The organism is Streptomyces ureilyticus (assembly GCF_011045025.1).
Taxonomy (GTDB): Bacteria; Actinomycetota; Actinomycetes; order Streptomycetales; family Streptomycetaceae; genus Streptomyces; species Streptomyces ureilyticus.
This window is the reverse complement of the sequence record NZ_JAAKZX010000165.1, coordinates 1-22,093: the sequence shown is the minus strand read 5'-3', so window position 1 is coordinate 22,093 and position 22,093 is coordinate 1. Positions and strand designations below refer to the sequence as shown.

The window sequence follows — 22,093 nt, the reverse complement described above, 5'->3', positions numbered from 1 at the left end:
GCGCACCGCCTTCCGCTCCCCCGAGCACTCCCCCAGCCAACGATCAAGGAAGGGTACTCCGTGGGCGGTCAACGGTGCAGCCGGATGGACAGGTCGTTTCTCAACGTCCTTATTCCACTTGCCCGTTCTGATCGGCAAGGGCGGGCGGAGTGAGCGGATTCATAGCGGTGACGTCACGCGGGGTGAGGGAGAAGCCCTGCCAGTGGACCGGCATCGGCTGCTGGTCCTCGTCCCGGGCGACATGGTGGAAGCCGATGTTCACCCAGGCCACCGGGTGGGTGAGGTTCTGTCCGTTGACCCACTTGTCGACGGACTTGCCCGCTCCGGCACCGCAGTTGCGCGGGTTGTGGCTGGCGAACTGCTCGCACTTCTTGTACTGGGTGAAGTAGATGTCCTTCTTGGTGTAGCTGCGGCCCGGGTACTTGGACGTGGCGCCCGGGACGATCTCGTACGAACGGGCGTGGTTGTCCTTGTTCTTACCGGTCGTGCTGACGACGCGCCACCAGCGCATGTTCTTGGCGTCGCCCGCGAGTTCCTTGGTGATCTTCGTGCGGGTGGTCTTGTTGCGCGGGGCCTCGCCGCCCTGTGCGGGCGGGCTGACCACGGAGTCGTACTGCTCGACCTTGTTCTTGGGGTTGCCGTCGAGGCCGAAGTTGAGCCGCCAGAAGACGTTGTGGCTGTGGCTGGTGGCGTAGTCCTTGGCGCCCTTGCCGATCGGCCAGCCGCGGCCGTCGCCCGCGTCGTAGTCGCTGGGCGAGAGGCTGCCGGTGGCGCCGACGTTCATGTTGATCTGGCCGTCGTCCTGGAAGCGCCACTCGGTGATGTACTCGTACCAGCCGGTCTGGTTGACGGTGTAGACGAGCAGGTCCTTGCCCTGCTGCTGCCAGACCTTGTTCGCGGTGTCGCCCTGCATGCGGTAGGCGTGTCCGCGGGAGCGGGTCGTGGTGCACAGGCCCTTGACGTTCGGCTGCTGCGGGTCCCCGCCCGGGACCCTAACCGTCTTGATGGTGCCGCCGGGACACTCGCCGGGTGCCATGTTCATCAGGCCCTGCGCGAAGCCGGCGCCGGTGAGGTCGTCGTACTCGACCGAGCCGTCGTCGTAGGGGACGTGGATCTGGGCGACCTTCGCGCTGGTCAGGACGCGTATCGGACGGGCCTCGCCCTTGGGCTGGTACGAGACGTTCTCCAGGACGAGCCCGGCATAGCTGTCGTAGCGCCAGCACATCGTCCACTTGGTACCGGCGGCCAGTTTCTGCTCGATCTTGTACGCCGCGCTGCAGTCGGCGGCCGCCGCGGGGGCGGCCTTCGGCTTGGCCGCGGGTTCGGCGGCGGCCGGGCCCGCGGCGGAGGTCGCGCCGACGGTCAGGGCGGCCACCGAGAGGCCCACCATCGTCCGGTTGCGGGCACGGCTGATTCTGTTCACGCGCATGGAGAGATGACTTCCTTACAGAAGAGCGTGAGTTGGAAAAGCGAACTGATGCGGCTCGGTTCAGCCGACCTTGGCGATCTTGCGGGCGCTGAGGTCGATCACCAGGTCACGGGTGTCGATCCAGGGTCCGTTCTTGACCTTCGCGAACAGACGCAGGCAGCGGTGCTCTCCGCAGTCGGCGAGAGCGGCCGGCGTACCCGCGTTCGCCCGGTAGACCATGCTGTTGAGCAGCAGCTGGTCGGGCTTGGTCAGTTCGTTGCCGGTGGCGTCCTTGTAGTCCGCCTTCAGGCCCTCGCCGAGCGGGTCGGCGATCAGGAGTTCCCCGGCCTCGACGTTCTCGTCACGGCTCAGCGGCGGCTGGACACCCTCCTGGGTGTCCGTCGCCTCGACCTTGCCGGTGTCGAGGTTGACGGTCTTCGTGACGAGCGAGTCGCCCTTGTAGTCGTAGAACGACACTTCGGCACGCCTCGGCGCGTCCGCGTCGTCCAGTTCGCTCACCTCGGGATCCGCGAGGTCGACGGTGAGCGGCTGCGGCCCGCCTTCTTCGCCCTCGACGTTCTCGCTCGAGCGCCGCAGCTGCCGGTCCAGGGCAAGCTGCTCGACCCGCTCGGCCTCGTCCTCGGTCAGCGGATCGCGCCCCTCACCGGTGTCGCCCTCCGCCGGCGCCTGCTCGACGACGCCCGGCCGCACGGCGCCCTGGCCCTGCTCCTGGCCCGTCCCCTGAGCCTCCTGTCCCGCCTGCTGGCCGCTCTGGCCGGCCCCCGCGCCGCTGCCGGAGTCGTCGGCCCCCGCCGAACCCGGCAGTGTGACGGCCACCATCACGGCCGTCGTGGCCACCGCGATACCCGCCCCCGCGACCACCTTGCCAAGATGGCGGTGCACTATCTTGCGCACATTTCCCCCCGCTCCCCTGTATCTCTAAGAATCACTTGAGCCCCACTGGTCGGCATACGCACCACGTATGCACTGGTCAGTCAGTAAGAGGGACGTAAGTCATAGGTGGTTCCATCACTTTCGGGGAGACTCGGGCCGGAGTCGCCCCACGCGACGTCGCACAACTGGAAGAGTCGTATCCATGCAGGTCTGGCCTGGACAGGCGTACCCACTCGGTGCCACATATGACGGCGCCGGCACCAACTTCGCGGTCTTCTCGGAGGCCGCCGACCGAATCGAGCTGTGTCTGCTCCATGACGACGGTTCGGAGACGGCGATAGAGCTGCGGGAGGCCGACGCGTTCGTGCGGCACGCGTACCTGCCCGGCATCATGCCGGGACAGCGCTACGGCTTCCGTGTGCACGGTCCGTACGCGCCCGAACGCGGACAGCGCTGCAATTCCGCGAAGCTGCTGCTCGATCCGTACGCGAAAGCCATCAGCGGCAGCATCGACTGGGGCGAGGAGGTGTACGGCTATCACTTCGGCTCGCCGAACAAGCGCAACGATCTCGACTCGGCTCCCCACACGATGTCCTCGGTGGTGGTCAACCCGTACTTCGACTGGGGCGACGACCGGCTCCCGCGCACCGAGTACCACGAAACGGTGCTCTACGAGGCCCATGTGAAGGGCCTGACCATGCGCCATCCGGCGCTGCCGGACGAGCTGCGCGGCACGTACGCGGCGCTGGCGCATCCCGCGATCATCGAGCACCTCACGGAGCTGGGGGTCACGGCGCTGGAGCTGATGCCGGTCCACCAGTTCGTGAACGACCACCGGCTGGTCGACATGGGCCTGAACAACTATTGGGGCTACAACACGATCGGTTTCTTCGCCCCACACAACGCGTACGCCTCCTGGGGCGACCGCGGACAGCAGGTCCTGGAGTTCAAGTCGGCCGTACGCGCCCTTCACGAAGCAGGCATCGAGGTCATTCTCGACGTCGTCTACAACCACACGGCCGAGGGCAACCACCTGGGGCCGACGCTGTCCTTCAGGGGCCTCGACAACGCCTCGTACTACCGGCTGACGGACGACCCCCGCTACTACATGGACACCACCGGCACGGGCAACTCCCTGCTGATGCGCTCCCCGCACGTACTCCAGCTCATCATGGACTCGCTGCGCTACTGGGTCACCGAGATGCACGTCGACGGCTTCCGCTTCGACCTCGCGGCGACCCTCGCCCGGCAGTTCCACGAGGTGGACCGGCTGTCGTCGTTCTTCGACCTGGTGCAGCAGGACCCGGTGGTCTCCCAGGTGAAGCTGATCGCCGAGCCCTGGGACGTCGGCGAGGGCGGCTACCAGGTGGGCAATTTCCCGCCGCTGTGGACCGAGTGGAACGGCAAGTACCGCGACACCGTACGGGACCTGTGGCGGGGCGAGCCGCGCACACTCGCGGAGTTCGCGTCCCGGCTGACGGGGTCCTCCGACCTCTACCAGGACGACGGACGCCGCCCGCTCGCCTCGATCAACTTCGTGACCTGCCACGACGGCTTCACGCTGCACGACATGGTCTCGTACAACGAGAAGCACAACGCGGCGAACGGCGAGGACAACCGCGACGGCGAGAGCCACAACCGGTCCTGGAACTGCGGAGTCGAGGGCGACACCGACGACCCGGAGGTCCTGGAGCTGCGGGCACGGCAGATGCGGAACTTCATCGCGACGCTGATGCTCTCCCAGGGCGTACCGATGCTCAGCCACGGCGACGAGTTCGCGCGCACACAGAGCGGCAACAACAACGCGTACTGCCAGGACAACGAGCTGGCCTGGGTGCCGTGGCCGGAGAACCTCGAAGACCCTGCGGACGGCGCCGGACTACTCCCGTTCACCCGCGCGATGGTGTGGCTACGCCGTGAACACCCCGTCTTCCGGCGCCGCCGCTTCTTCCACGGGCGCCCCGTGCAGGGCACCCACGACGAACTGTCGGACATCGCCTGGTTCACCCCCGCAGGCGAGGAGATGACCCAACGCGACTGGAACTCCACACAGGCCCGCGCCCTGTCCGTCTTCCTCAACGGCAACGCGATCTCCGAGCCGGGCCCGCGCGGGGAGCGCATCACCGACGACTCGTTCCTGCTGATGTTCAACGCCTCCCCGAAGACCATGGAGTTCGCGGTGCCGGTCGACCACGGCAGGCAGTGGCAGGTGGTGGTCGACACGTCGCGGGCCGAGGGGGTACCGCCGGGGACGGGTCCGAAGGTGCAGGCGGGGGAACGCCTGACGCTGGTGGACCGCAGCGTGGTGGTGCTGCAGCGCCCGGCGTGATGCCGCAGCCCCGTGCCCCGTAAGGGGCGCGGGGCTGTGTCAATTTGCGGCCCCGCCGTACGGGCGCGACCAGCCACAGACAGCGCGCAGCGTCAAAACTGCCCTCCCAGCGGAGCGCAAGCGTGTCTATAAACACAAAAGGCCCGCGCGCGGGGTACGTACGTTGCCATGACACCTGAGCGCAACGAACCGGCGCCGACCGCCACCTACCGGCTCCAGCTGCAGCCGGAGTTCCCGTTCGGCGCCGCCGAGGCCTCCGTGCCGTATCTGGCCTCGCTCGGCGTCTCGCATCTGCATCTGTCGCCGGTGCTGGAGGCCGTGCCGGGGTCCCCGCACGGCTATGACGTGGTGGACCACGCGCGCGTACGGGACGAACTGGGCGGCGAGGAGGGCCTGCGCTCCCTGTCGCGCACCGCCCGGGAGCACGGCCTGGGCCTCGTGGTGGACATCGTGCCGAACCACATGGCGATGGTCCCGCGGCACAACCGCGCCCTCTGGGAGGTACTGCGCGAGGGCCCGGACTCGGCGTACGCGCGCTGGTTCGACATCGACTGGGAGGCCCAGGACGGCCGGGTACTGCTGCCGCTGCTCGGGGGACGGCTCGGCACGCAGCTCGGCGATCTTGAGGTCGACGGCGACGTACTGCGCTATCACGAACACGCGTTCCCCTTGCGTGCCGGCACCGAGAAACTGCCGCTGCCGCAGCTCCTGGACGCCCAGTGGTACCGCCTGGGGTGGTGGCGGCTGGCCCGCACCGAGCTCAACTACCGCCGTTTCTTCAGCATTTCGGAGCTCATCGGGGTACGGGTCGAGGACCCGGAGGTGTTCGACGCCACGCACACGAAGATCCTTCGGCTGCTGGACGACGGCGTGGTCGACGGGCTGCGGATCGACCACCCCGACGGCCTCGCGGACCCGGACGCGTACCTCCAGCGGCTCCACGAGGCGACCGGCGGGCGCTGGACGGTGGTCGAGAAGATCCTCGCGGAGGGCGAACCGCTGCCGGCCGCCTGGCCGGTCGCGGGCACCACCGGCTATGACGCGCTGCGGCACATCGACGGCCTGTTCACGGACCCGGCGGGGGCGGGCGAACTCCTTGGCCAGTACCGGAGGTTCGCGGCGCCTCAGGCCGACCGTGGCGGCGTCTGGGAGGCGACAGTGCGGCGGGCCGCGTACAAGGTGGCCCACCACGAGCTGGCCACCGAGATCGACCGCCTCACCCGTGAGGCCGACCGCCTGTGCCGTACGTCCCCGGACCCCGCGCTGCGCGACCACGCCCCCTGGGCCCTGGGCACCGCGCTGCGCGAACTCCTCGTACGCCTCCGGGTCTACCGGCCGTACGCCTCCGGGGACGCCGAGGCGGTCGTCACCGAGGAGGCCGCGCACGAGGCGCGCGGGGCCTTCACGGTGCCCGAGGAAGCCCACGCGGTGGACGCCGTACGGGACCTGGTGCTCGGCCGGAACGGCGAGGGGCCCGCGCACGAGGGGTTCCGGGCGCGGTTCGCGCAGACCGCGTCGGCGCTGCGGGCCAAGTCCATGGAGGACACGGCGTTCTACCGGTACGTGCCCGTCCTCTCGGCGAACGAGGTGGGCGGCGAACCGGAGTTCCCCGCCGTGCCCCCGGAGGACTTCCACGCGTACTGTGCGCGCGTGCAGCGCGACTGGCCCGCCACCGGCACCGTGCTGTCCACCCACGACACCAAGCGCAGCGCCGACGTGCGGGCGGCGATCTCCGTGCTCACCCAGTGCCCCCTGCGCTGGGCCGACCTGCTGGCCGAGGTGACCGGGCAGACGGCGGTCGACGGGGTGGGCGCGCCGGATCCGCAGGTGGCGTGGGCGGCGTGGCAGACGGCGGTCGGTCTCGGGCCCGCGGCCGAAGAGCGGCTCCAGGGCGCCTTGTTGAAGCACGTCCGGGAGGCCGGCCTGTTCACCTCGTGGACGGAGCAGGATCCCGCGTACGAGGCCGCTGTCGCCGCGTTCCTCAGGGCGGGGCCCTGTGGGGCGCCCGGGCGGCGTGCCGCCGAGTTCAGGGCCACCCTGGAGCCGCATGTGTGGGCGAACGTCCTCGGGTCCGCCCTCGTCCACCTGACGATGCCGGGCGTGCCGGACGTCTACCAGGGCACGGAGGTCGAGAACCGGGCCCTCGTGGACCCGGACAACCGGCGCTCGGCCCACTTCCCGCCGAAGGCGAAGGAGCCGGACGACCTGTCCGCCGAGAAGGCCGCACTCACCGCGACCGCACTGCGACTGCGGGGGCAACGCCCCGCCGTCTTCGGCGAGTCGGCGACGTACACCCCGCTCGACGCGGAAGGCGCGGCCGCCGCGCACTGCGTAGCCTTCGTACGCTCCGGGGAGGCGATCACCGCCGTCACCCGCCTGTCCCTGCGTCTGGAGGAGGCGGGCGGCTGGCGCGACACGGTGCTGCCACTGCCCCCCGGGCGGTGGACCGATCTGCTCACTCCGGGACGGGAGTTCACGGGGCACGCGCGCGTGGAGGCACTTTTCGAGCGGTTGCCGGTGGTGCTCCTGGAGAGGGTGGGTGAACCTGAGGGCTCGCGTGCCTGAGGTCACCGCTGTTCGTGCTTCCGCACGCCTGAGGCCAACTCCTTGACAGTTCATTCAGTCCGTGGAGTACTGCGGATGGCGACGCCGGGTGGTCCAAGACGGGGGTGGTGAGTCTCCTGCCGGAGCTGCGGTACCCCAGTGTGACCGAAACCGTCGCGTCCGCCCGGGCGTTGGCGGCTCAACGGCCATGGCTGTGTTCCCTTGAGCAGGTCGGGGTCTCGCGGGCGGGGCGACCGCTGCATCTGCTGTCGCTGGGCCATGCCGAGCGGGCCGTGCTGGTGGTCGCGGGGGCTCATGCCAACGAGCCCACCGGGGGTTCCACTCTGCTGGCGCTGGCCGAACGGGTGTTGCACGAGCGGCAGTTGAGGGCCGACACGTCGTGGCACTTCTTGCTCTGTGCGGACCCGGACGGGGCGAGTCTGCATGAGACTCCGGCGCCGCGGACCCTGCTCGACTACCACCTCGGGTTCTTCCGCCCCGCCGGAGCCGAGCAGCCGGAGTGGTCGCCGTCCGTACTGCCGCCCGACCGGCTGCCGCCGGAGACGCGTGCCCTCACGAGGGTCATCGACGAGCTGCGTCCCTACCTCCAGGCGACGCTCCATGGGACCGATCTGGGCGGCAGCTGGGTGCAGTTGACGAAGGACGTACCGGGTCTTGCGGAGCCGTTCGCCAAGTCCGCGGCCGAGTTGCACATTCCGGTGGAGAGGGGAGCCTCGGACGCGGCGGGCTGGCCTGCTTCCGGGCCCGGGGTGCATGTGATGCCGGACCTCGGCACGGACGCGCCGTACCCGAGCATCCCGGACGACGTCCGGCACAGCACCTGGTACCACGCCCACCGGTACGGCGGTCTCACCGCGGTCGTCGAGGTGCCGATGTGGGCCAGCGACCTGGTGGACGACCCGGCGCCGCATCCCGCGCCGGACGCGGCGATGCGGCATCTGGCGCGCCGGCTGCTGCGGGACTCGCTCCAGGTGGAGGGCGTCCTCACCGAGGCACTGCCCCGTCTGCCGGGCCCCGACGGGCCGCTGCTGCGGGCCGCGAAGTGGGCCCTGGAGCTGGTGCCGGGCCTGGCCGACGACTGGGCCGGACACCCTCCGGCGGACACCACGATGGCGTACGTCGGCAGCGTGGACGCCTTCGGCCGCCGCCTCCCGCTCCGGGCCGCCGCGATGCTACTCCGCGTCCTCCAGGAGACGGACGACCGCGCGGCCCCGCACCTGGAGCACCTGGTGGCCTCTTGGAGCGAAGCCTTCGCCGAACGCTTCCGCGCCCGCTGGGTACCCCTGGAACACCAGGTGGAGCATCAGAGCCGTACGGTCGTGGCGGCGGCACATCATGCACGGGAGCGGGCGGAGTAAGCGCACTCGATGCGCGGGGCTGTGACATCTGCGGCTCCGCCGGGGGGCTCGACCGGCCACAACGCACCCGCAGCTGCCGACTGCAATCCCGTCCGAGCGCTCAGCTCATTCGAAGGGCAGCTCAGCCTTCGCCGGAGCCGGACCGACCGCACTGGCGCCGGGTCGCGACACCGGCGCCCCGCGGCCCGCGAGCTGGAACGCGTGGAGTACCACGCGCGCCTGGTACTCGACCTGTCGCGCGACGGGAATCCACCGCGCCTGATACCCGTCGTGGTAATCGGCGCACCACGCGTCGATCAGCCGCTCGAGGTCCGGCAGCGCGCCGGACGGATCGCGCCCGGCGCGCGTCACGAGCTGGTGCAGCAGCCCCGCCGTACGCAGCGCTATCCGCCGCGCGGAGATGCGCAGCGCGGTCAGCCGGGCGGTGTCGAGCGGCGGCAGCGGGTGCGTGCCGTCGTCGGTGTCCGTGTCGGGGTCCCAGGAGTCGGCGAGGCCGGGGCAGACCAGTAAATAGTCGTCGACCGGTGCGAGCAGGGACGCCGTGTCCGCGGTCGTGCCGAGGCCGGGGCGGATCCGGGTGAGCAGCGCCTGAAGAAGCCGGGTGTCTCGGCGCAGCGTGCGACTGACGGCCCTCAGTGCCCCGTCGGCGTCGGCGGACGGCGAGGCGTCCCCCACGGCCCGTACGCCCCACATGGGGGCCTCGACGACCGCGGTCACCGTGCCGTACCGGTGCGGGTGGAACCAGGTGGACTCGACCGCCGCCTCCGTGATGGCGGCGGCCAGGTCCGCGCGCCGCGGGGGCGGGATGCGGTAGACGGCGGGCCCCAGGGTGGGCCAGTACAGCGTGTCGTACGGCCCGAGTTCGAGGGGGATGCCCAGGCGGGCCGCGGTGTGGGCGAGGCGCGGGGCGAGGCCCGGGAGTTCGCGGGTCAGCTCGACGAAGCCGCCGCCCACGTCGACGCCGTGCAAGGAGCACTGGAAGAAGGGCCGCAGTTCGTCCTGGAGGTCGAGCAGGGCGCGGGTCTCCGGCAGGGCGGCGCAGTCCGCGCCGTCGGGCAGCCACTCGGGCTGCTCGCGGAAGCCGGGTCTGAAGAAGTGCCGGAAGTAGTGGCCGAGGGTGTACGGCCCGGACAGCCAGCCCTCGTTGCGGCGGGCGCCGTCCGGGTCGAGGCACAGCAGCAGGTTCCAGGTCGCGTCGGCGCCCTCGCACAGGCGTGGGTCGGCAAGCGCTCGTTCGGCGAGGCGCAGGGCGGTGGCGCCGCCCACGGGTTCGTTGGCGTGCGGGCCCGCGACGACGAGGACCTGACGGCTGCCGTGCCCGACGGACAGCAGCCACATCGGGAGCCCGGCGCGTGAGGTGCCCACCCGGCGCAGCCGGGCGTCCTTCGGGTGACGCTGGACGAGCGCCGCCGCCTGGACGCGCAGCTCGTCCACGGACGGGTAGCGGAGGAGTTGCGGCAGGGTCTTACCTCCGCTGCGAGTAGCCGTTGCTTCACTTGCTGTGGATGGTGTACGCACAGTGAGTCACGATCGCGCGGGTACGTCAACACCGCCGCCCGAGCAGGAAGTTCGCCCGCCGCGGGTCGTTCACCCGGAGGAAACGGTTCCGCCCCACCGGGCAGGAGGCGTCAGTCCGTGGCGAGGCGGAACGACATCCGCCCGAAGCTGACCTGATCGCCGGCCTGGACCACGGCGGCGCCGATCACCCGTCGACCGTTCACGGCGGTGCCGTTCGTCGAGCCGAGGTCGCGCAGCACCCACAGGCCGCCCTGACGGGTCAGTTCGGCGTGCACACGGGAAACCGTCTCGTGGCTGAGCCTGAGTCCGCTGGCCGGGTCGCGGCCGATCCGCAGCGGGTACGGGCTGTCGGGGCGCGGCAGCAGCAGCTTGGGGAGCTTCTCGGACTGCCAGGCCCTGCGCAGCCGTTCGCTGAAGCCGGAAACCGCCTCCACCGTGCCGAACACCAGCCGCGAGAAACGGCTCTCCTTGCGCAGATCGGCGGTGAGCGCGGCGAGTTCGTCGGAGGTGCGGGCGGCGAGCGCGAGTTCCATCCGGTGGACGAACGTCTGGTGCGAGATCCGACCCAGCGCGGCGCCCTCTCGAAGCACACTCAACGCCCTGTCACGCTCGGCGTCCGACAGCCGAGCGGCGGGATAAGTGTGGAACTCGAAAGACGACGTCACGCTGGTGATTGTCGGTCAGCGGCGCCGAGGTGTCCAGAAAACCAGGAACTGGCCGGGAACTTGGTACACCTCTGGTTCGGTATTGCGACCGACACGGGTTCAATCCTTCGTTCGAGCGGTTTCAGCCGCGCGACTGATCTCGTGTGGCGCACCATGGGACCGGCGAGATCGCGGTGAGCAGACGAGGGAGAACCGTTCGTGCAGTTCGAGGTGTGGGCACCACAGGCCGGCCGTATGACGCTCCACTGCGCGGGCGGCACACAGGCGATGGAACGTGATCCGGAGCGCGCGGGGTGGTGGACGGCGGAGGCGGAGGCCGAGAACGGCACGCGGTACGGCTTCGCGGTCGACGACGGCCCCGTACGGCCCGATCCGCGCTCGCGGCGGCAGCCCGACGGGCCCGACGGGCTGAGCGCGGTGGTCGACCACGAGCGGTACGCGTGGCGCGCCGAGTGGGCCGGACGCGGGCTGCCCGGCGCGGTGCTGTACGAGCTGCATGTGGGCACGTACACGCGCGAGGGCACCCTGGACGCGGCCGCCGAGCGGCTCGGGCATCTCGCGGAACTGGGCGTCACGCACGTCGAGTTGATGCCGCTGTGCCCGTTCCCGGGGCGGCACGGCTGGGGGTACGAGGGGGTCTCGCTGTGGGCGGTGCACGAGCCGTACGGCGGCCCCGAGTCGCTGAAACGGTTTGTCGACCGCGCGCACGAGCTCGGCCTCGGTGTCGTCCTGGACGTCGTGCACAACCACTTCGGCCCGTCCGGCAACTATCTGCCCGAGTTCGGCCCGTACTTGACGGACACGCATCACACGCCCTGGGGTGCGGCCGTCAACCTGGACGCGCCCGGTTCGGACGAGGTGCGCGCGTATCTGCTGGGCAGCGCCCTCGCCTGGCTGCGCGACTACCGGATCGACGGGCTGCGCCTTGACGCCGTGCACGCCCTGCGCGACACCCGCGCCCACCACTTCCTGGAGGAGCTGTCGGCCGCCGTGGACGCGCTCTCAGGGGACCTGGACCGGCCGCTGTTCCTCGTCGCCGAATCCGACCTGGCCGACCCGCGGGTGATCACGGCCCGCAAGGAGAACGGGCTCGGTCTGCACGCGCAGTGGAACGACGACTTCCACCACGCCCTGCACACCGCGCTGACCGGTGAATCGCAGGGCTACTACGAGGACTTCGCCCGAGCCCCGCTCGCGGCCGTCGCGAAAACGCTGACGGGCGGCTTCTTCCACGACGGCACGTACTCCAGCTTCCGCGGCCGGCGCCATGGCCGCCCCCTGGACCGTACGCGCGTCTCCTCACACCGCCTTCTCGGCTACTCACAGACCCATGACCAGGTCGGCAACCGCGCCCAGGGCGACCGCCTCTCGGCCGCCCTCTCCCCCGGTCTGCTGGCCTGCGCGGCGGCGCTGACACTCACCGGGCCGTTCACGCCGATGCTGTTCATGGGCGAGGAGTGGGCGGCGGGCACGCCCTGGCAGTTCTTCACCGACCACACGGATCCCGAACTGGCCGAGGCCGTACGCCGGGGCAGGCGGCGGGAGTTCGCGGCGCACGGCTGGGCCGAGGAGGACGTCCCGGACCCCCAGGACCAGGCGACCCGCGACCGCTCCTGCCTGGACTGGTCCGAGCGGGAAAACGAGCCCCACGCGCGCGTGCTCGCCTGGTACCGCGAACTCATCGCCCTCAGGCACGACCAGCCGGACCTTACGGACCCCGACCTCTCGGACGTCAAGGTCGCCTACGACGAGGAGGGCCGCTGGCTGGCGTTCCGCCGGGGCGACGTCCGGGTGGCCGTGAACCTCGGCAAGGAGCCCGCGTCGATCCCGCTCGGCACGGCTCGCGTGCGCATGCTGGCGGCCTGGGAGCCGGTGGAAGTGCCGGGCGCGGACGGGCTGTTGAGCCTGCCGGGCGAGTCGTGCGTGGTGCTGACGCAGGAGTGATCCGTGGCGTTGGTGCGGGAGTGAGGCAGTGCTGCTGAAGGGGAGTGAACAGTGACGCGGGCGCGGGAGGGAGTGCTGACGGCAGAGTGATGCGGTGCTGCTGACGCGGGAGGGATCAGTGGGTGCCGACGCGGGAAGGATCCGTGATCGCCCACACGGGCGTGGGTCCTGGCGCCGGCGTGAGGTCGCTGCCGGAGCGGTCAGTCGTCAGCGGTTACTCGTCGTCCCGCAGCTCTGTGACCCGTTCCAGCAGGATCGCCTCCCATGCGCGGTCCAGCTGGGAGCGCAGCGGCGGCAGCGGGTCGTTGCCGTGTCCCCGTAGGCGGTCGGCGAGGCGGATCAGGGCGTCGCATCGGGCCAGCCACAGGCCGCGCAGGCAGGGGCGGGCGCCGTATCCGGCGAGGGTCGCCGCGCGGACGGCGGCGGGGGCACCGACGGCGCGGGCGAGACCGGCGATGTCCTCGGCGGGGTCGCCGGCCAGGGCGTCGGCCCAGCCGAGGACGCCGCGTACGCGCCCGTCGGCGCTCACCACGAGGCGATCACCGCTGAGGCCGTGGTGGACGAGAACGGCGGCCCCGGGCTGCGCCCCGAGCTGGACGGCGGCGGGCGCGGTGAGCTGGTGGAGCCGCGCGGCGTCGAACTCGTCGGCTGCGCCGAGCCGTTCGGCCGCCCGCGCGGCGGCGGCCCGCAGCGCCTCCAGGGAGCGGGGCGCGGTACGGGGCACACCGAGCGCCTCGGCCTGGCGTACGGGCACCTCGCGCAGTCCGGTGAGCAGCCCCGCCAGATCGGCCTCCCCCACGGCGGACACGTCGTGCCGCTCGCCGGAGCCGCCCGGGATCAGGGTGTCAAGCGTGTACGTCAGCCCGCTCGCCCACTCGCCGTGCGCGATGCTCACCGGGACGGCGACCGGCAGGTGCGTCCGCACCACGTCCCGCAGCCGCAACTCGCGTCGCTGGCGCACAGAGGCATCGCGGTCCGGGGCGAGGCGCAGCACATGGCGCGTGCCGACGTACCAGGTGGCGGCCTCAGCGCCCGCGCCGACAGGCCGGATGTCGGATCTCCCGCCGTCCGGAAGCAGGGAGCGGACAAGGCGTCGTACGGTGTCCGCCGTGGGTGTCGTTGCCTGGGTCATGGTCGCGCCGTCGCCGTTCGGTGTCCCGGTCTCCGTAGGTCAAAAGGACTACGGTCAGCATCCTGCCCGGACAGCGGAGGCGACGCGAGCCGGTGAACAGCACTTTCCGGGGCCCGCCGAGCGGCCACCCGGTGCCGGATTCAGCTCTCCGGCGCCGCCCACGCCCCCAGGATCAGCAGTACGCCGCCGGAAACCTGCTCCAGCCGGCGCCGCACCCGGCGCGCGACAGCACCACGTTCCCGCGCCACACGTACGTGACCCCACGAGGTCTCCTCATTGACGGCCGCCCAGGAGCTCGGCGATCCGCATGAACCCGTCAGCGCCGTGCCCTTGTCCGATGGCCCGGCGGGCCAGGCCTTCCGCCGCGCGCATCACGCCCGCGTCGATGCCGTGGGCCTCGGAGGTGCGGACGATATGAGCCATGGATGACGCGGCTGAGGTAAGGGGGTTGTCCTCACCGGAGTACGTTCCGTCGTCCATGTCCTCCGCGAGCTCTTCGAAGAGGGGCGGGAGTATGTCGCCGATGCCCTTGGCGAACGGCGCCAGCTCTCGCGCGGAGATCCCTTCCGCGCGGGCCACCGCCAAGGCGTGGGCATATCCCGCCATGGCGGTCCAGAAGACGTCGAGCAGCGCGATGTCGTATGCCGCCGCCCGGCCGATGTCGTCGCCGAGGTGGGTATGGGTGCCGCCCAACGCTTGAAGGACGGGCTGATGTTCGCGGTAGAGATCCTCCGGGCCGCTGTGGAGGAAGACGGCGGCCGGAGTGCCGATGGTCGTGACCGGCGTCATGATCGCACCGTCCAGGTAGCGCACGCCGTGCTCCGCCGCCCAGGCCGCGGCATCCCGGGCTCGGTCAGGCGTGTCCGCGGTCAGGTTGACCACCGTGCTCCCCTTGAGCGCGTCGGTGACCTCAGCGCGGCGCAGAATGGTGTCCGCGGCGTCGTAGTTCACCACGCAGACCACGGTCAGTCTGCTTGCGGCGGCTTCCTCGGCCGACCGGGCGCTCACCGCGCCCCGTGCGACCAGCTCCCGGTCCCGGCCCGGCGTCCGGTTCCAGACGGTGGTGCGCAGGCCGGCATCCAGGAAGGCGCCCGCCAGGGATCGGCCCATCGGCCCCAGGCCGAGGACGGTGACGGCAGACTGTTCGGTGCGTTCGGTGTGTTCGGTTGTGCGTAAGGGCATGGTTCAACTCCGAGTAAATGTCGACAATTTGCTACGAATGGGGTCAAGATGACGCGCAGTCGTGCCCAGGACCCGACTGTCTGTGGGGTAACTGCCGCGATCGCTGTGATCGACGGAAAGTGGAAGACGGCTCTGCTCTGGCTGCTGGAAGCCGGCCCGCAGCGTCCGGGCGAACTACGTCGGCAACTGCCGGGCCTCAGCGAGAAGGTGCTGACTCAGGCGCTCCGCGAGATGGAGACCGACGGACTGGTGAACCGGGAGGTACACGATGTACTTCCCCTCAAAACCGTGTACTCCTTGACCGCGTTCGGCCGAGAACTCTCCGAAGCGTTGGCTCCCCTCTCGGACTGGGGTTACCGCCGCCTGGAGAAACTCGCCGGAACCCAGTCAGCCTCTTGAACCATCACATCTGAACCATCACGCCCCACTCAAGTCTCACCGGGGCCTCGCGGCCCATCGGCCGCCCTGCACCAGGTTCGCCTGACTGACGTCCGCCGCCAAGTACCCACAAAAAGGTGGGTACTTGGCGGCCCAGCCAAGGGGGCTGGGGGCAGAGCCCCCAGCGGGGGCCCCAGGGGGCCAAGCCCATGGCAGTAAGGGCCACGTATCAGTGCTGTTGCGGCTTCTGCGGCGTCGCCTCGCTAGGCCGTACGACCACGTATCCCTCCCCCTGCAGCACCAGCTGCACCGCCTCCCCCGAGCCGCCGCGCAGCATCGAGCCCATGGACTGCGAACGGTGCAGGGAGGTCTGGAGGTTGGCGGTCCAGCCGACGATCGCGTCGGTGTCGACGTACACCGGGTACTGCGGCGAGACCGGGATGACCAGCGGATTGCCCTCGCAGACGAGGCCGAGCTTGCCCTGGCCGGTGAAGACGCTGTTGAAGAGGCCGCCGCCGGTCATGCCCGCGCCCTTCACGGTCTTGATCTCGTACGACAGGGAGGCGTCGAAGCACAGGACGTTGCGGCCGTTGACGGTGAAGACGTCGCCGGGGTCGATGTCCACGATGAAGCAGTTCTGTGCCTCTTGCGCGAACCAGGCCTCTCCCTGCCCGCGGACCGCCATGAGCGCCAGCCCCTCCCCGGTGACGGCGCGCTTGAGCATGCCGCCGACTCCCTGGCCCTTGCGCTCGAACTGCAGGTTTCCGCGATAGGCGATCATCGCTCCCTGTCGCGCGAGCATTTCGCCGTTGATCATGTATCGGATCGACTTGGCGTTCTGCACGCTCATGCCCACGGTGGTGGCGGGCTGCACCATGTACTCGCTGGAAAACAGATCACCCTTCATGCGGGCATCGTGTCCCGGACGTGCACGTTCCGCCAAGACTTGTCGCTACGACGCGCCGTAGGAACGCAGACGTAATCCTCCATGTGAACGTCGCCGTGAACGAAGGGCGGGGCGGCCGACGCCCGCTCGCGTCGGCCGCCCCTGTGGGGGGTGGCGGTCTGTAGCTGCCAGAAGGTCAGCAGCAGTTCGTCACAAGGCCCTTCAGGAAGCCCTTCTGAAAGTCCTTCAGGAGGCCCTTCAGAAGGTCAGCTTCCAGCTGTTGATCCGGCCTGTGTCGGCGGAGGCGACGTCCTGGACGCGGAGCTTCCACGTGCCGTTGGCCGTCTCGCTGGAGGCGTTGACCGTGTAGGTGGTCTTGACGTCGTCGGCGGAGTCCGAGCCGCTGGACTTGAGGCGGTACGCCGTCCCGTCCGGGGCGATGAGGTCGATCACCAGGTCACCGCGGTAGGTGTGCGTGATGTCGACGCCGACCTGGAGTGCCGAAGGGGCGTTGCCCGTACGGCCGGTGACGGCGATCGGGGACTCGACGGACGAGCTGTTGTCCGGGATGGAGACGGCCGAGGTGCTGGTGAAGGTGGTGCCCCCCGTGGAGCCGTCGGACCCGCTCACCGCCTGCACCGTCTTGGCCGCGTCGGCCAGACCCGCACCACAGCCGCCCGAGCAAGTACCGGGCAGAGCACGCGAGTTGGTCTTGATCGCGGACTCGATCTGCGCCGGGGTGAGCGAGGACTTCGCCGACTTGGCCAGCGCCGCGAGGCCCGCGATGTGCGGGGCGGCCATGCTGGTGCCCTGGTAGTAGTCGTACGACTCCGAAGACGGGCCCTGCGCGCCGGAGTTCAGCGTGGACAGGATGCCGTTGGCGGTGGTGGTACGGGTCTCGCCGCCGGGGGCCGCGATGTCCACGGTCGAACCGAAGTTGGAGTAGTAGGTCCGGGAGCCGGCGCGGTTGAGCGCGGCCACGGAGACGACGTTGTTGCAGCTCGCCGGGGAGAAGTTGGCCGCGTTGGCGTTGCTGTTGCCCGCCGCGACGACGACCGTGGTGCCGCGGTTGACGGCGTTGTTGATCGCGGTCTGGGTGGCGCTGGTGCAGGCGCCGCCCCCGCCGAGGCTCATGTTGATGACCTTGGCGACGTTGGTGTTGGCGGGCACGCCGGAGACGGTGCCGCCGGACGCCCAGGTGATGGCGTCGATGATGTCGGAGTCGTAACCGCCGCACTTGCCGAGGACGCGGACCGGGGAGATCTTCGCGTTGTACGCGATGCCGGCGATGCCCTTGCCGTTGTTGGTGGCGGCTGCGACGGTGCCCGCGACGTGAGTGCCGTGCCAGGAGGAGGTGCTGCCCTCGGGCTGGCCGCACTCGCCGTCCGCGTACCAGTCACCCGGGTCGGCCGGGTTGCTGTCGCGGCCGTTGCCGTCGACGGCGACCGCGGGGTCGGCGATGAAGTCGTAGCCGCCGACGATGTTCGCGGCGAGGTCGGAGTGGGCGACGTAGCCGGTGTCGATCACGGCGACGGTGACGCCGCTGCCCGTGGTGGTGCCCCAGGCACCGGGCACGCGCATGCCCGCGGTGGACTCGAACAGGTCCCACTGCTTGCTGTACTCGGTGTCGTTCGGGTCCGCGAGGGGCTTGTTGAGGCGGTCCGGCACGACGTACGCGACCTGCGGGTCGGCCTGGTACTCGGCGACGACGTCGGCGACCGCGGCCTTGCTGAGCTTCTTGCCCAGGTCGACGAGCGCGGCGCCGGTGCCGAGGCGGCGCTGGAAGTCGAGGTTCTCGCCCGCGTCCTTGCCCTTGGCCTCGGCGTCTGCGCCGGCAGCCTTGTTCGACTTGGCCTCGCTTGCGCCGGACTTGTAGCCGACGATCAGCCGCTCGGCCGGGGCGGCCACGGCGGCGGCGGCGGAGGCGGCGGAGGCGGCCGTGGCCTGCTCGGCGGCGGCAGCCTTGGTCTTCTCGGCGGGGGCGGCGGCGACCGTGGTGGCGGTGCCTGCCAGCAGCGTTGCTGATATCGCGGTGACGGATATCAGCGTCCGTCTCGCGGAGCGTGGAGTACGCAAGAGTGTGTGCCTTTCGGGGCCGGCTCCGGGGCGAGACGCCCAGCGCGACGCAACACGGAGCAGCGTTCGAATCGCTTCGTCGTCGAAGCGGCGGGGGGTGCGATCGAAGAGACAGTGCGATCGAGAACACGCGGCGGCCAGCCAGATGCGAGCGACCCTTACGGGGGTGACCTGTGGGTCAGCTGTGTTCGAATAGTAGGTGGGGCCACGCTCCTCCGGATACGGGGAAAACCCTCGATCCCTGCCCGAGACCCCCCTACGGGCCGCCCAGTTGAGGACCGGAAGACACCGCTTTCCCCCGCTCGGTCCGGGCTCGTCCCGGCGTTCCGTACCGGCATTCCGCCTCGGCCTGCGAGCCCGTCGGGGCTGGTCAGTTCCCCATTCCCGCCCCTTCCCGAACTGGGGCCGCTCCCCAGGCCCCGCCAGGGGGGGAAGGTGGTGACAGTTGTGTCGCGGCTGCGCGTGCGTCGTGGCTTGTCGCGCCCCGCGGCGGAGCCGCATATGTCACAGCCCCGCGCCCCTTACGGGGCGCTCCTGGGGGGAGCCGTTGCGTCAGATGAACCTTCAGCCCGTTGACGCCAGGAACTGAGTCGCCGCCAGTTCGGCATATAGAGGGTCCGCCGTCACTAGTTCGCGGTGGGTGCCTACGGCTCGTACCTCTCCTGCGTCCATGACGACTATTCGGTCGGCCATGGTGACCGTGGAGAGGCGGTGGGCGACTACCAGGACCGTGGTCGTGCGGGCTACGTCGGCGACCGTGTCGCGCAGCGCCGCTTCGTTGACCGCGTCGAGTTGGCTGGTGGCCTCGTCGAGCAGCAGCAGGCGGGGGCGGCGCAGTAGGGCGCGGGCAATGGCGACTCGCTGGCGTTCGCCGCCGGAGAGCTTGGTGCCGCGGTGGCCGACGAGGGTGTCCATGCCGTTCGGCAGCCGGTCGACCAGGCCGTCCAGGCGGGTGGTCTTCAACGCGCGGAGCAGATCCGCCTCGTCGGCGTCGGGATTGCCGAGTACGAGGTTGTCGCGGAGGCTGCCGGAGAGGACGGGTGCGTCCTGCTCCACGTAACCGATGGCTGACCGGAGGCCGGAGACGTCCCAGTCGGCGAGGTCCTGGCCGTCCAGGGTGATCCGGCCCTCGCCCGGGTCGTAGAACCGTTCGATGAGGGAGAAGACGGTGGTCTTGCCCGCGCCGGACGGCCCGACGAAAGCGGTCATGCCACGCGGTGGGACGGTGAAGGTCACGCCGTGGTGGATGTACGGCAGGTCGTCCGCGTACCGGAAGCGGACGTTCTCGAAGGCGATCGCGGCGGGTTCGGCGCCGGGCAGGGGCAGCGGGGCGGGCGCGCTCGCCGGTTCGGCGGGCAGCCGTCGGGCCTCCTCGATGCGGGCCAGGGCCGCCGCACCGGTCTGGTACTGCGCGACGGCGCCGACGACCTGCTGGATCGGCGACATCAGGTAGAAGACGAACAGCAGGAAGGCGACCAGCGTGCCGATGTCGATGGCACCCGTCGCGACCCGCGCCCCGCCCACCGCGAGCACGGTGATGAACGCGATCTGCATCGACAGACCGGCCGTATTGCCCGCCAGTGCCGACCACTTGGCGGCCTTCACGCTCTGCCGCCACGACTCCTCGGCGGCGGCGTGCACGGCCTGTTCCTCACGGTGCTCGGCCCCGGACGCCTTGACGGTACGCAGCGCGCCCAGGACCCGCTCCAACGAGGCACCCATCGCGCCGACCGCGTTCTGCGCCTGTCTGCTGGCCCGGTTGATACGCGGCACGATCACCCCGATCACCGTGCCCGCGCCGAACACCACGCCCAGGGTGACGGCGAACAGCACAGGGTCGACCACACCCATCATCACGAGCGTGGCGACGAGGGTCAGTCCGCCCGTACCGATACCGACCAGCGAATCCGTGGTGACCTCGCGAAGGAGTGTGGTGTCGGAGGTTATCCGGGCCATCAGATCGCCGGGTTCGCTGCGGTCGACGGCGGCGATACGCAGCCGCAGCAGATGCGACACCAGGGCGCGCCGCGCCCCGAGCACCACCGATTCGGCGGTGTAGCGCAGTACGAAGCCACCCAGCGCCCCGATCGCGGCATTGGCGATCACGAGTGCGGACATGACCAGCAACGCCCCGGTGATGGCCCGGTCGTGCTGCAGGTCCTCGATCAATCCCCGGGCCACCAACGGCAACGCGAGCCCGGTGGCCCCGGTCATCAACGACAGAACGGCCCCGCCCAGCAACGCCCAGCGATGCGGCCGCACATAGCCGAGCAGCAGCCGCCACGGCGGCACGTCGCTCGACGCGGACGCCTCCCTGGACGCCTCGGTATCCGACACCGACACGGCACTCCCCCCATTCCCCGTCCCCATTCAGCCAACGTACGGCACGGCTTGGAAACAGTTCCCCGGATGTGTAGGCCAGTGTTGGCCATTTCAGGCAGGGCGGAGGGGTGTAGTCGGTCGCGAATGATCCAGTAGACGATCGTCTTCTGCCCTTCCCGTGCAGAGGGGAGCAGTCGTTCGCCAATCGCTGGCATGTGCTTCCCGGGGTGTGGGGGCGGGGGTTAGCTTCGGCCCGTTGAGATCATCACAGGTGAGCGGGGGTGCACGGCGATGGGCAAGCGGGCGCGGGGAGCGAAGCAGCGGGAGCCGCGCCCGTTCCGTGCGCTGGCTGGCCCGTTCGTGGTCGCCCCGCCTTCCGGATGCCGTATCCGCACCCGGCTGCACCTCTCGCCCGCCGACGAGGAGGCACTTCGCGCGGTGGGCTCCCACCTGGGCGCGCTGGCCGGAGCAGATCTCGCGGCGCGGGTGCGGATCGGGAACGTGCCCGCCGCGCACAATCGGCGGGCCGAGCGGAAGAAGGCACTGACCGCGCAGTCGTCCTCCCGCTGGGCGGGGTCGATCACCCGCACCAGCGAGGACCAGTACCAGCTGGCCCGGCGGGCACTGAACGCCCGCATCGGTTCCCTGCGCCGGGCGATCGCCACGATCACCTCCCGCCTCGCCGTCACACCGGGCAGCCGGGTGCGACAGGGGCGCAGGTGGGTGCGCGGGTACGCCGATGACACCGAGCGGCGGGCCAAGCAGCAGCGGCTGCAGATCCTGCAGGGCCAGCTGCGCCGGGCGGTGCGGGAGCGGGAGAGCGGCCGGGTGCGGGTCACCCGGGGCGGACGCCGGCTGCTCAACGCCCGCCACCACCTCTACGACGCTGCCACCGCCGAAAAGCCGCTGACCGCAGCCGACTGGCAGGCCCAGCTGGAGGGGTGGGACGCCACGTGGTCGGCGCGGCGGATGTTCCTGACCGCGGACGGCGAGGCGGGCGCACCGTTCGGGAACTACACCCTCAGCGTCGACCCCGCCGACGGCTCCATCGCGATGGTGCTGCCCGACCCGCTGCGCCGGCAGTACGCCAACGCCCCGCGCGGCCGGTACGTGCTGGACGCGACGGCCGTCTTCAGCCACCGGGGCGGGCAGTGGGCCGACCGGATCGCCGCGGGCGCCTCGGTCCGCTACGACATCACCTACGACCCGGCCCGCGGACGCTGGTACCTCGACGCCTCCTGGTCCACCACCGCCAAGGGCCACACAGCCCCGGCCCCGGCCCTGGAAACGCTGCGGCAACATCCGGTCCTCGCGGTGGACCTCAACGCCGACCACCTCGCCGCCTGGGTGCTGGATCCTTGCGGCAACCCCGTCGGCGCTCCCCACACCATCCCCCTGCAACTGTCCGATCTGCCCGCCCCCACCCGCGACGCACG

At 70.6% G+C, this 22,093-nt stretch carries 14 protein-coding genes and 1 pseudogene; 6 read left to right on the top strand and 9 right to left on the bottom strand.

All coding sequences use genetic code 11. The features are described 5' to 3' along the window. Window positions 1-109: 109 nt before the first annotated feature. Both G6048_RS35405 and G6048_RS35400 read right to left on the bottom strand, forming a co-directional pair. On the bottom strand, window positions 110-1,429 hold the full coding sequence (locus G6048_RS35405; protein ID WP_165343693.1) for a copper amine oxidase: 1,320 nt from the start codon (window positions 1,427-1,429) through the stop codon (window positions 110-112). 60 nt (window positions 1,430-1,489) lie between these two features. After that, window positions 1,490-2,323, bottom strand: a complete 834-nt coding sequence (locus tag G6048_RS35400; RefSeq protein ID WP_165343692.1) for a Tat pathway signal sequence domain protein — start codon at window positions 2,321-2,323, stop codon at window positions 1,490-1,492. Window positions 2,324-2,504: 181 nt separating this feature from the next. On the opposite strand from G6048_RS35400, the gene glgX reads away from it, so the two are divergent. The 3 genes from glgX to G6048_RS35385 all read left to right on the top strand — a co-directional run bounded on the left by glgX (window position 2,505) and on the right by G6048_RS35385 (window position 8,554). Then, a complete protein-coding gene (gene glgX, locus G6048_RS35395; protein WP_165343691.1) occupies window positions 2,505-4,631 on the top strand; it encodes a glycogen debranching protein GlgX in 2,127 nt (708 codons plus the stop codon). Window positions 4,632-4,799: 168 nt separating this feature from the next. After that, window positions 4,800-7,196, top strand: coding sequence for a malto-oligosyltrehalose synthase (treY, locus tag G6048_RS35390; protein ID WP_165343690.1), 2,397 nt, complete (start codon window positions 4,800-4,802; stop codon window positions 7,194-7,196). A gap of 107 nt (window positions 7,197-7,303) precedes the next feature. After that, window positions 7,304-8,554, top strand: coding sequence for a M14 family zinc carboxypeptidase (locus G6048_RS35385; protein WP_165343689.1), 1,251 nt, complete (start codon window positions 7,304-7,306; stop codon window positions 8,552-8,554). 105 nt (window positions 8,555-8,659) lie between these two features. Here the strand turns inward: G6048_RS35385 and G6048_RS35380 are convergent, their stop codons facing one another. Further along, window positions 8,660-9,988: a M14 family zinc carboxypeptidase gene (locus tag G6048_RS35380; protein ID WP_165343688.1), complete on the bottom strand. Its 1,329-nt coding sequence runs from the start codon at window positions 9,986-9,988 to the stop codon at window positions 8,660-8,662. A 194-nt stretch (window positions 9,989-10,182) separates the two neighbouring features. Beyond that, complete coding sequence (locus tag G6048_RS35375) at window positions 10,183-10,737, bottom strand: FHA domain-containing protein (RefSeq protein ID WP_165343687.1); 555 nt, start codon at window positions 10,735-10,737, stop codon at window positions 10,183-10,185. A gap of 198 nt (window positions 10,738-10,935) precedes the next feature. On the opposite strand from G6048_RS35375, the gene treZ reads away from it, so the two are divergent. Continuing rightward, window positions 10,936-12,681 (top strand): malto-oligosyltrehalose trehalohydrolase, encoded by a 1,746-nt coding sequence (treZ, locus tag G6048_RS35370; protein WP_165343686.1) that lies wholly within the window; start codon window positions 10,936-10,938, stop codon window positions 12,679-12,681. A gap of 214 nt (window positions 12,682-12,895) precedes the next feature. On the opposite strand, the gene G6048_RS35365 is transcribed toward treZ, so the two are convergent. Both G6048_RS35365 and G6048_RS35360 read right to left on the bottom strand, forming a co-directional pair. After that, window positions 12,896-13,813, bottom strand: coding sequence for an aminoglycoside phosphotransferase family protein (locus G6048_RS35365; protein ID WP_165343685.1), 918 nt, complete (start codon window positions 13,811-13,813; stop codon window positions 12,896-12,898). Between the two features lie 273 nt (window positions 13,814-14,086). Continuing rightward, window positions 14,087-14,995 carry an NAD(P)-dependent oxidoreductase gene (locus G6048_RS35360; RefSeq protein ID WP_165343684.1) on the bottom strand — a complete coding sequence of 303 codons (909 nt, stop codon included), beginning with the start codon at window positions 14,993-14,995 and terminating at the stop codon, window positions 14,087-14,089. Window positions 14,996-15,043: 48 nt separating this feature from the next. Between G6048_RS35360 and G6048_RS35355 the strand changes: the two genes are divergently transcribed. Then, the gene (locus G6048_RS35355) at window positions 15,044-15,394 is read left to right on the top strand and encodes a winged helix-turn-helix transcriptional regulator (RefSeq protein WP_165343683.1); all 351 of its coding nucleotides are present in this window, start codon (window positions 15,044-15,046) and stop codon (window positions 15,392-15,394) included. 208 nt (window positions 15,395-15,602) lie between these two features. On the opposite strand, the gene G6048_RS35350 is transcribed toward G6048_RS35355, so the two are convergent. The 3 genes from G6048_RS35350 to G6048_RS35340 all read right to left on the bottom strand — a co-directional run bounded on the left by G6048_RS35350 (window position 15,603) and on the right by G6048_RS35340 (window position 20,678). After that, window positions 15,603-16,280, bottom strand: a complete 678-nt coding sequence (locus G6048_RS35350; protein ID WP_165343682.1) for an AIM24 family protein — start codon at window positions 16,278-16,280, stop codon at window positions 15,603-15,605. 237 nt (window positions 16,281-16,517) lie between these two features. After that, window positions 16,518-18,335, bottom strand: coding sequence for a S8 family peptidase (locus G6048_RS35345; protein WP_165343681.1), 1,818 nt, complete (start codon window positions 18,333-18,335; stop codon window positions 16,518-16,520). 564 nt (window positions 18,336-18,899) lie between these two features. Next, on the bottom strand, window positions 18,900-20,678 hold the full coding sequence (locus G6048_RS35340) for an ABC transporter ATP-binding protein (protein ID WP_328827920.1): 1,779 nt from the start codon (window positions 20,676-20,678) through the stop codon (window positions 18,900-18,902). 270 nt (window positions 20,679-20,948) lie between these two features. Here G6048_RS35340 and G6048_RS35335 point away from each other — a divergent pair. Further along, window positions 20,949-22,093, top strand: a pseudogene (locus tag G6048_RS35335) (hypothetical protein); the annotation flags it as partial.

Bases quoted from the DNA above. Each gene is read 5' to 3' on its own strand.
- G6048_RS35405 (WP_165343693.1), bottom strand. From the start codon at position 1,429: ATGCGCGTGAACAGAATCAGCCGTGCCCGCAACCGGACGATGGTGGGC.
- glgX (WP_165343691.1), top strand. From the start codon at position 2,505: ATGCAGGTCTGGCCTGGACAGGCGTACCCACTCGGTGCCACATATGAC.
- treY (WP_165343690.1), top strand. From the start codon at position 4,800: ATGACACCTGAGCGCAACGAACCGGCGCCGACCGCCACCTACCGGCTC.
- G6048_RS35365 (WP_165343685.1), bottom strand. From the start codon at position 13,813: ATGACCCAGGCAACGACACCCACGGCGGACACCGTACGACGCCTTGTC.
- G6048_RS35360 (WP_165343684.1), bottom strand. From the start codon at position 14,995: ATGCCCTTACGCACAACCGAACACACCGAACGCACCGAACAGTCTGCC.
- G6048_RS35355 (WP_165343683.1), top strand. From the start codon at position 15,044: ATGACGCGCAGTCGTGCCCAGGACCCGACTGTCTGTGGGGTAACTGCC.
- G6048_RS35350 (WP_165343682.1), bottom strand. From the start codon at position 16,280: ATGAAGGGTGATCTGTTTTCCAGCGAGTACATGGTGCAGCCCGCCACC.